This is a genomic window from Achromobacter sp. RTa (assembly GCF_000757485.1).
GTDB lineage: Bacteria > Pseudomonadota > Gammaproteobacteria > Burkholderiales > Burkholderiaceae_B > Achromobacter.
Window position 1 is genome coordinate 133,245 of the sequence record NZ_JPYO01000033.1, and the last position, 8,888, is coordinate 142,132.

The window sequence follows — 8,888 nt, forward strand, 5'->3', positions numbered from 1 at the left end:
GAGATCCTTTTGAAACGTAAAACACTGACCCAATACCTGGTGGAGCAGCAGCGCTCCGCCCAAGCCCTTGCGCCGGAAGTGCGACTGCTCATCGAAGTGGTCGCGCGCGCCTGCAAGGCCATCAGCCATGCCGTGAGCAAGGGCGCGCTCGGCGGCGTCCTGGGCAGCCTGGAAAGCGAGAACGTCCAGGGCGAAGTCCAGAAGAAACTGGACGTGCTGTCCAACGAAATCCTCCTCGAAGCCAATGAATGGGGCGGCCACCTGGCGGCCATGGCGTCGGAGGAAATGGAAACCATCCACCTGATCCCGAACCGCTACCCCAAGGGCGAATACCTGCTGTTGTTCGATCCCCTGGACGGCTCGTCGAACATCGACGTGAACGTCTCGATCGGCACCATCTTCTCGGTGCTGCACGCTCCCCACAACGTGTCGGGCGCCCCCGTGTGCGAACAGGATTTCCTGCAGCCCGGCGACAAGCAGGTCGTGGCCGGCTATGCCGTCTACGGGCCGCAGACCATGCTGGTGCTGACCATCGGCAACGGCGTCGTGGGCTTCACGCTGGACCGCGAAATGGGTTCGTGGGTGCTGACGCACGAGGATATCCGCGTGCCCGAGGACACCAAGGAATTCGCCATCAACATGTCGAACATGCGCCACTGGGCCGCCCCGGTGAAGCGCTACGTCGACGACTGCCTGGCCGGAAAGACCGGCCCCCTGGGCAAGGACTACAACATGCGCTGGATCGCCTCGATGGTGGCGGACGTGCATCGCATCCTGACCCGCGGCGGCATCTTCATGTACCCCTGGGACGCCCGCGAGCCCGGCAAGGCCGGCAAGCTGCGCCTGATGTACGAAGCCAACCCCATGAGCTTCCTGATCGAGCAGGCAGGCGGCGCGGCCATCAACGGCGAGCAGCGCATCATGTCCATCCAGCCCGAAAAGCTGCACCAGCGCGTGAGCGTGATCCTGGGCTCGAAGAACGAAGTGGAGCGCGTGGGCCGCTACCACGCCGAAGACGCGTAGCATGGGCGAAGCGCGAGCCCCTCTACGCAAGAACGCCAGGGTTCAACGCGCGTAACCCATCGCCGATGCCGGCCACGGCATCCCCCAAAAGCAAAGCCCCGGCTCACAATGAGCCGGGGCTTTGACATTCCGCGCTACACAAGCACGGTCACTTGACCTGCTCGATCGACTTCACGTCGTCCTTGTTGATCTGGACCTTCTTGCCGTCCTTGTCGTATTCGTACATGCCGGATTCCTTGTCATACTGGGGCTCGTCGGGCGTCACGGTCGAGCTGCCGTCCCGCTGCTGAATGACCGAGGGGGACGAGCATCCGGCCAGCACTCCTAATCCGGTCACAGCCAGGGCAAGCGTCATGGTCTTCAGGTTCATGGGCGTGTTCTCCGAGTGTGAATGTAGATTCACTGTATCTGACGCGGCCGGCCCATACGTGACGGGTTGTGGTCAAAATGCATGAGAACGTAATCCGTTCGTCCGCGCCCGGACGCGCGCAGAACAGCGCTGTGCGCCTTGGGGCGGTTCTGGCCCGGGAAACGAAAAACCCCTCGCAGGCCGGGCCTCCGAGGGGTTGCACACTTACACATGCGGCAAGCGGCCTTTACACCTTGGCGTGCGCCTCGATGAAGCGGCGCACTTCGGCCAGGTCGCAATCCATCACTTCAACGCGCTGCGGCAGGGATTCCAGATCGGCCAGATTGCCCGGAGGCGTCGCCGGACGGCCCAGCGCCTCTTCGATGGTTTCCGAGAACTTCGCGGGCAAGGCGGTCTCGAGGACCAGCATCGGCACGCCGGGCTCGACGAACTCACGCGCGACCTTGACGCCATCGGCGGTATGCGGATCGATCAGCACGCCGGTCTCGTCATACACCGAACGGATCGTGGCCAGGCGGTCGTCGTGCGAGCTGGCGCCCGACACGAAACCGTAGCGGGCCTCGAACTGCGGCTTCAGGTCCGAGAGATCGAACGAGCCGTCGCGGGCCAGGGACTCCCACAGCGCCTTGACGCGGCCGGCGTCGCGGCCCACCAGGTCGAACACGAAGCGCTCGAAGTTCGACGCGCGCGAAATGTCCATGGACGGGCTGGACGTGGCGTAGGTCTGCTCGGCGGGACGCGGGCGATACACACCGGTACGGAAAAACTCTTCCAGCACGTTGTTCTCGTTCGTGGCGAGCACCAGCCGGCGGATGGGCAGGCCCATGCTGCGCGCGATGTGGCCCGACAGGATGTTGCCGAAATTGCCCGAGGGCACGGCGAACGAGACTTGCTCGCCCGACTTGCCGGTGGCGCGCAGCCAGCCGTGGAAGTAATACACCACCTGGGCGGCGATGCGCGCCCAGTTGATGGAGTTCACCGCGCCCAGGCGGTAGCGGGTCTTGAACGCCAGGTCGCCCGCCAGCGCCTTGACGATGTCCTGCGCCTCGTCGAACACGCCGCGCACGGCGATGTTGTGGATGTTCTCGTCCTGCAGCGAGTACATCTGCGCGCGCTGGAAGGTGCTCATGCGGCCGTGAGGCGACAGCATGAACACGGCCACGCCGCGCTTGCCGCGCAAGGCGTACTCCGCCGCCGAACCGGTGTCGCCGGAGGTGGCGCCCACAATGTTCAGCGTCGTGCCGCGCTTGCCCAGCACATATTCGAAGACCTGGCCCAGGAACTGCATGGCCATGTCCTTGAACGCCAGCGTCGGCCCCTCGGACAGGCCCAGCAGCGACAGCCCGCCGTCCAGGGGACGCAGCGGAACGATGTCTTCGCTGTTGAATATTTCTTGCGTGTAGGCGGCGCGGGTCAGGCGGCGCAGGTCGTCCGCCGGAATGTCGGTGGCGAACAGCGACAGCACTTCGTACGCCAGATCGGCGTACGACAGGCCGCGCCACGACTCGAGGGTCTCGGCCGCCACCTGCGGCAATTGCTCCGGCACGGCCAGGCCGCCATCCGGCGCCAGGCCTTCCAGCAGGATGTCAGAGAATTGCAGCGGCGTCATGCCGCCGCGGGTGGAGATGTAGTTCATGTCAGATTTTCCACTCGCAGGCGCGTCACTTTCGAACGCACGAACGGCAATGCCTCGATGCGCTCGATCGCCTGATTGACGTTGCCTTCGACCGCCTCATGCGTCAGGAAGATGATGTCCGCGCCGCCGATGTGCGACGGCTGCTGGATCATCGAGCCGATCGAGATGGAGCGGTCGGCCAGGATGCGGGCGATATCGGCCAGCACGCCGGGCTGATCGTCCACCCGCAGGCGCAGGTAGTACGAGGTATTGACCTGCTCGATCGGCAGGATCGGCGTGTCCGACATCGCGTCCGGCTGGAAGGCCAGGTGTGGCACGCGGTTGCCCGGGTCCGCAGTGTGCAGGCGGGTCACGTCGACCAGGTCGGCCACGACGGCCGATGCGGTGGGCTCTTCGCCCGCGCCCTGGCCGTAGTACAGCGTGGGGCCGACGGCGTCGCCCTTCACCAGCACGGCGTTCATCGCGCCCTCGACGTTGGCCAGCAGGCGCTCGGCCGGCACCAGCGCGGGATGCACGCGCAATTCGATGCCGTCGGCGCGCCGCTTGGTGATGCCCAGCAGCTTGATGCGGTAGCCCAGGCGCTCGGCATGCTCGATGTCTTCGGCGGCCAGCTGCGAAATGCCTTCGATGTGGGCGCGGTCGAACTGCACCGGCACGCCGAAGGCCAGCGAGGCCAGCAGCGTCAGCTTGTGGGCGGCGTCCACGCCTTCCACGTCGAACGTCGGGTCGGCCTCGGCATAGCCCAGGCGCTGCGCCTCGGCCAGCACGTCGGCGAACGGCAGCCCGCGCGACCGCATTTCGGACAGGATGAAATTGGTGGTGCCGTTGATGATGCCCGCCACCCACTGGATGCGATTGGCCGTCAGGCCTTCGCGGATCGCCTTGATGATGGGGATGCCGCCGGCGACGGCGGCTTCGAACGTCACCATCACGCCGCGCTCGTGCGCGGCGGCGAAGATCTCGTTGCCGTGCTTGGCCAGCAGGGCCTTGTTCGCGGTCACGACGTGCTTGCCGTTGGCGATGGCTTCCAGCACCAGCTCGCGCGCCAGCGTATCGCCGCCGATGAGTTCGACGACGATATCGATTTCCGGATCGCGCACCAGGGCGCGGACATCGGTATCGACCAGAATCGAATCGCCGACCCGGGCGCGGGCCTTGGCCACGTCGCGCACGGCGGCGCGGGTCACTTCAATGCGGCGGCCGGCGCGGCGGGCGATTTCTTCGGCATTGCGCGACAGCACGCTCCACGTGCCGCCGCCAACCACGCCGAGGCCCAGCAGGCCCACCTTCATGGGTTTCATCGCGGCGCCCTCTGCGGGCGGGCGTTGAGGGGAATTCATTTCAGTTCTCCATAATGCTGTACGAGAGATGCCACACCCTATGCGGGGTTGCCCCCTATCGGGATGCCGCGGATCCGGCTCCGCCGGTCCGCAGGCATGCCCCCTTGAGGGGGAAGCGCGCAGCGCTGCGGGGGTGGGTTCATTCTCTAGCGCAGCAATCCGTCCTTGCGGAACATGTCCTTGATGCCGCGCACCGCCTGGCGGGTGCGCTGCTCGTTTTCGATAAGAGCGAAGCGCACGTATTCGTCGCCGTACTCGCCAAAGCCGATCCCGGGAGACACGGCCACTTTCGCATCCGACAGGACACGCTTGGCAAATTCCAAAGAGCCCATCGCCCTGTAGGGTTCGGGGATCTGCGCCCAGATGTACATGGACGCCTTGGGAATCTCCACATTCCAACCTGCTTCATGCAGGCCGCGCGCGAGCACGTCGCGGCGGCTCTGGTATTGCGCCACGATCTCGTTCACGCAATCCTGCGGGCCATCCAGCGCGGCGATGGACGCCACCTGGATCGGCGTGAATGTGCCGTAGTCGTGATAGCTCTTGATGCGCGCCAGCGCGTTGACCAGCTCGCGGTTGCCGACCATGTAGCCGATGCGCCATCCGGCCATGTTGTAGCTCTTGCTCATCGTGAAGAACTCGACGGCGACGTCGCGCGCGCCGGGCACCTGCATGATGGACGGGGCCACGTAGCCGTCGAAGGTGATGTCGGCGTAGGCCAGGTCGTGCACGACCAGGATGTCGTGCTCCTTGGCCAGCGCCACCACGCGTTCAAAGAACGACAGGTCCACGCATTGCGCGGTCGGGTTACTGGGAAAGCCCAGCACCATCATCTTGGGCTTCGGGATGGATTCGCGCACGGCGCGCTCGAGTTCCTCGAAGAAATCCACGCCCGGCGTCATGCGCACGGAACGGATGTTGGCGCCGGCGATGACCGCGCCGTAGATGTGGATCGGGTAGCTGGGGTTCGGCACCAGCACGGTGTCGCCGCGGTCCAGCGTGGCCAGCATCAGGTGGGCCAGGCCTTCCTTGGAGCCGATCGTGACGATGGCCTCGGAATCCGGATCGAACTCCACGGCGTAGCGGCGCTGGTACCAGTCGCAGATCGCCTTGCGCAGGCGCGGGATGCCCTTGGACACCGAATAGCCGTGCGTGGTGGGACGCGTGGTGGCTTCCACCATCTTGTCGACGATGTGCTTGGGCGTTGCGCCGTCCGGATTGCCCATGGACATGTCGATGATGTCTTCGCCCCGCCTACGCGCCGCCATCTTGAGCTCGCCGGTAATGTTGAAAACGTACGGGGGCAAACGCTCAATGCGGGAGAACTTCCTCATGATGGGAATCCTTAGGGGCGATAAAAGGGCAAAAAACCAGGGCGCGGTCGCGCGAAGGGGAAAAGGGAGCCTGACGGCCGCCGCGCCACACGATTGCAGCGCAGCAAAACCCTGTAATCTAGCGCAAGGACGCCTGGGCGGCAAATGGGAACAAAACGGGGTCAATTTCCCCCCTTTTTCCTCCGCTGAACCGCCCCTTTGCGGGATGCGCGGCCGGCGCGGGGCGCCCCCTCCGCCGGGCCGTGGATACCCTGCAACATGGCGACATGTTGATGCGCTATTATCAGGCACATAAAGCTGGAGTTTTTATTGAAGCTGCATACCGATCCTGCGACGGCCGCCCTGAATACCGTCACCGCCTACGGTGATGGCTATATCGAGGTCAACCAGGTACGTTTTTCCTCCTCGGTCGCGTTCGGCCCCGAGGGCGAAGTTGCCCAATGGCCCGTCGAGTCGCCGGCCGACATCACCCCTACCCTCTTGCTCCAGGCGGCCGGCTTGTCCGAGCCCGTCCGTGATCCCCTTGCATTCCTGGACGAACCGGAAGCCGCCTCCGCGGGGCGCCCGGCGAACGCGCCCGAAGTGCTGCTGGTGGGCACGGGCGGCCGGCAACAGTTCCTGCGCCCCGATGTGCTGCGCCCCCTGCTGGCGATGGGCATCGGCGTCGAGATCATGGACACCCACGCCGCCTCCCGCACCTACAACATCCTGATGGCTGAGGGCCGGCGCGTCGTCGTGGCCCTCATCCCTCCCAACGGAGATTCCCAGCAATGACGCCGACCATAGGCAAGCCCGCCCCGCTATTCACCGCTGAAAGCACCATAGGTCCGATCAGCCTCGAGCAATGCCAGGGCCGCGCCGTGATCCTGTATTTCTACCCCAAGGACAACACTCCTGGCTGCACCACCGAAAGCCAGGATTTCCGCGACCTGCACGCCGAATTCCTGGCGGCCAGCGCCGTGGTCATTGGCATCTCGCGCGATTCGCTGAAATCGCACGAGAATTTCAAGACCAAGTACGAACTTCCTTTCCCCCTCATCTCCGACGCCGACGAAACCGTGTGCAATCTGTTCGGCGTCATCAAGCAGAAGAACATGTACGGCAAGCAGGTGCGCGGCATCGAACGCAGCACCTTCTTGATCGATGCCTACGGCGTTTTGGTGCAGGAGTGGCGCGGGGTGAAGGTCCCGGGCCACGCGAAGGAAGTCCTGCAAGCCGCGAAGAGCATCGGCTAGCCGCTAGCTCAGGTAGACCCGTCAGGCGCTAAGCCGGCCCACACTGGAGAGTGACGCATATGCCGCTTCCGAAGTTGCCCACCCGTCCCGCAGCCATCCTGACCTTCCCCTCGGGCGAACCTGCCCGGGCGCAGGCCCGCACGACCAAGACCGCCGCTGCGCGGTCGAATACCCAGGCAGTCCTCGCCGAGGACGACGAGGACGTGCTGGCCGTCCAGCCCGAACTCGAAGGCCTTGCCGCTCCGGCCCGCAAGGCGCAGGTTCCCGTCCCCGCCCGCCAGGTGCCGCCGCCCGCGGCGCCGGCCGTGCGTCCGGCGGCCCGCCAGGCCAAGCCGGCGGCCGCGCCCGCCAAGCGCGCCAAGCCGCGCGCCCAGAACGAGCCCCGCAAGCTGTTCGTCCTGGATACGAACGTGCTGCTGCACGATCCCAGTTCCCTGTTCCGCTTCGAAGAGCACGACATCTTCCTGCCGATGATGACGCTCGAAGAGCTGGACCACCAGAAAAAGGGCATGTCGGAAGTGGCGCGCAATGCGCGCCAGGTCAGCCGTTCGCTGGACGCGCTGGTGCAGGACGCCACCCAGCTCGATGAAGGGCTGGAGCTGGCCAAGCTGGGGAACAAGGACGCCACCGGGCGCCTGATGTTCCAGACCACGGCCATCCACAGCACCCTGCCGTCCGACCTGCCCATGGGCAAGGCCGACAACCAGATCCTGGGCGTCGTCCGGGCCCTCCAGGAAAAGTATCCGCAGCGCGAGGTCGTGCTGGTGTCCAAGGACATCAACATGCGCCTTAAGGCCCGCGCCCTGGGCATGGCCGCCGAAGACTACTTCAACGACCACGTCCTCGAAGACTCGGATCTGATGTATTCGGGCGTAATGCAGCTGCCCGAGGACTTCTGGAACAAGCACGGCAAGGATGTCGAATCCTGGCAACAGGGCGGCACCACCTTCTACCGCATCCACGGCCCGCTGTGCTCGCAGTTCGTGGTCAACCAGTTCGTCTACTTCGAAGGCCAGATGCCGCTCTACGCGCAGGTGCGCGAGGTCAGCGGCAAGATGGCGGTGCTGGCCACGCTGCGCGACTACACCCACGGCAAGAACAACGTCTGGGGCATTACCGCGCGCAACCGCGAGCAGAACTTCGCCATGAACCTGCTGATGAACCCGGAATGCGACTTCGTGTCGCTGCTGGGCCAGGCCGGCACCGGCAAGACGCTGCTGGCGCTGGCCGCGGGCATCACGCAAGTGTTGGAGACCAAGCGCTACACCGAAATCATCATGACCCGCGTCACGGTGCCCGTCGGTGAAGACATCGGTTTCCTGCCGGGCACGGAAGAGGAAAAGATGTTGCCCTGGATGGGCGCGCTGGAAGACAACCTGGACGTGCTGAACATGGGCGACGGCGAAGGCAACGGGGATTGGGGGCGCGCCGCCACCATGGACCTGATCCGCTCGCGTATCAAGGTCAAGTCCTTGAACTTCATGCGCGGCCGCACCTTCCTGAACAAGTACCTGATCATCGACGAGGCGCAGAATCTTACGCCCAAGCAGATGAAGACGCTGGTGACTCGCGCCGGCCCGGGAACCAAGGTGATCTGCCTGGGCAACATCGCCCAGATCGACACGCCCTACCTCACCGAGGGCAGCTCCGGCCTGACTTTCGTGGTCGACCGCTTCAAGGGCTGGCCGCATTCAGGGCACGTCACGCTGCAGCGCGGCGAGCGCTCACGCCTGGCCGATTACGCCGGGGATGTATTGTGAGCCCCCACGCCGCGCCCACTGCCGTGGGCTAGCTGCCCCCCGAGGGGGCGGTTTCCCCTTGGGGCGGCCCGGCGGGGAAACGGTGAGCCCCCACGCCGCGCCCACTGCCGTGGGCTAGCTGCCCCCCGAGGGGGCGGTTTGTACAGACCGGGGACATAGGTAACAGGTGTACGGGAACATGGGTAACAGG

The 8,888-nt window shown here is 65.2% G+C and carries 8 protein-coding genes; 4 read left to right on the plus strand and 4 right to left on the minus strand.

The window, feature by feature from the left end; all coding sequences use genetic code 11:
* Positions 1-9: 9 nt before the first annotated feature.
* Entirely contained in the window at positions 10-1,023 is a 1,014-nt protein-coding gene (locus JL37_RS12000) for a class 1 fructose-bisphosphatase (RefSeq protein ID WP_043544331.1), read from the plus strand.
* Between the two features lie 148 nt (positions 1,024-1,171).
* Here the strand turns inward: JL37_RS12000 and JL37_RS12005 are convergent, their stop codons facing one another.
* From JL37_RS12005 to alaC, 4 genes are all read right to left on the minus strand, one after another.
* Positions 1,172-1,393 carry a YgdI/YgdR family lipoprotein gene (locus tag JL37_RS12005; RefSeq protein ID WP_043544333.1) on the minus strand — a complete coding sequence of 74 codons (222 nt, stop codon included), beginning with the start codon at positions 1,391-1,393 and terminating at the stop codon, positions 1,172-1,174.
* 226 nt (positions 1,394-1,619) lie between these two features.
* On the minus strand, positions 1,620-3,029 hold the full coding sequence (gene thrC / locus JL37_RS12010) for a threonine synthase (protein ID WP_043544334.1): 1,410 nt from the start codon (positions 3,027-3,029) through the stop codon (positions 1,620-1,622).
* Entirely contained in the window at positions 3,026-4,330 is a 1,305-nt protein-coding gene (locus tag JL37_RS12015; protein ID WP_043544336.1) for a homoserine dehydrogenase, read from the minus strand. The genes thrC and JL37_RS12015 overlap by 4 nt, the downstream gene beginning before the upstream one ends.
* 185 nt (positions 4,331-4,515) lie before the next feature.
* Entirely contained in the window at positions 4,516-5,703 is a 1,188-nt protein-coding gene (alaC, locus tag JL37_RS12020; protein ID WP_043544338.1) for an alanine transaminase, read from the minus strand.
* Between the two features lie 309 nt (positions 5,704-6,012).
* On the opposite strand from alaC, the gene JL37_RS12025 reads away from it, so the two are divergent.
* The 3 genes from JL37_RS12025 to JL37_RS12035 are packed head-to-tail and all read left to right on the plus strand — an operon-like array spanning position 6,013 to position 8,698.
* Positions 6,013-6,477 carry an Mth938-like domain-containing protein gene (locus JL37_RS12025; RefSeq protein ID WP_043544340.1) on the plus strand — a complete coding sequence of 155 codons (465 nt, stop codon included), beginning with the start codon at positions 6,013-6,015 and terminating at the stop codon, positions 6,475-6,477.
* Positions 6,474-6,938 carry a peroxiredoxin gene (locus tag JL37_RS12030; RefSeq protein ID WP_043544341.1) on the plus strand — a complete coding sequence of 155 codons (465 nt, stop codon included), beginning with the start codon at positions 6,474-6,476 and terminating at the stop codon, positions 6,936-6,938. The genes JL37_RS12025 and JL37_RS12030 overlap by 4 nt, the downstream gene beginning before the upstream one ends.
* Positions 6,939-6,997: 59 nt before the next feature.
* Positions 6,998-8,698: a PhoH family protein gene (locus JL37_RS12035; RefSeq protein WP_043544343.1), complete on the plus strand. Its 1,701-nt coding sequence runs from the start codon at positions 6,998-7,000 to the stop codon at positions 8,696-8,698.
* Positions 8,699-8,888 lie beyond the last annotated feature (190 nt).

Excerpts from the sequence above, each read along its gene's own strand:
- JL37_RS12005 (WP_043544333.1), bottom strand. The coding sequence starts at position 1,393 with ATGAACCTGAAGACCATGACGCTTGCCCTGGCTGTGACCGGATTAGGA.
- thrC (WP_043544334.1), bottom strand. The coding sequence starts at position 3,029 with ATGAACTACATCTCCACCCGCGGCGGCATGACGCCGCTGCAATTCTCT.
- JL37_RS12015 (WP_043544336.1), bottom strand. The coding sequence starts at position 4,330 with ATGAAACCCATGAAGGTGGGCCTGCTGGGCCTCGGCGTGGTTGGCGGC.
- alaC (WP_043544338.1), bottom strand. The coding sequence starts at position 5,703 with ATGAGGAAGTTCTCCCGCATTGAGCGTTTGCCCCCGTACGTTTTCAAC.
- JL37_RS12030 (WP_043544341.1), top strand. The coding sequence starts at position 6,474 with ATGACGCCGACCATAGGCAAGCCCGCCCCGCTATTCACCGCTGAAAGC.
- JL37_RS12035 (WP_043544343.1), top strand. The coding sequence starts at position 6,998 with ATGCCGCTTCCGAAGTTGCCCACCCGTCCCGCAGCCATCCTGACCTTC.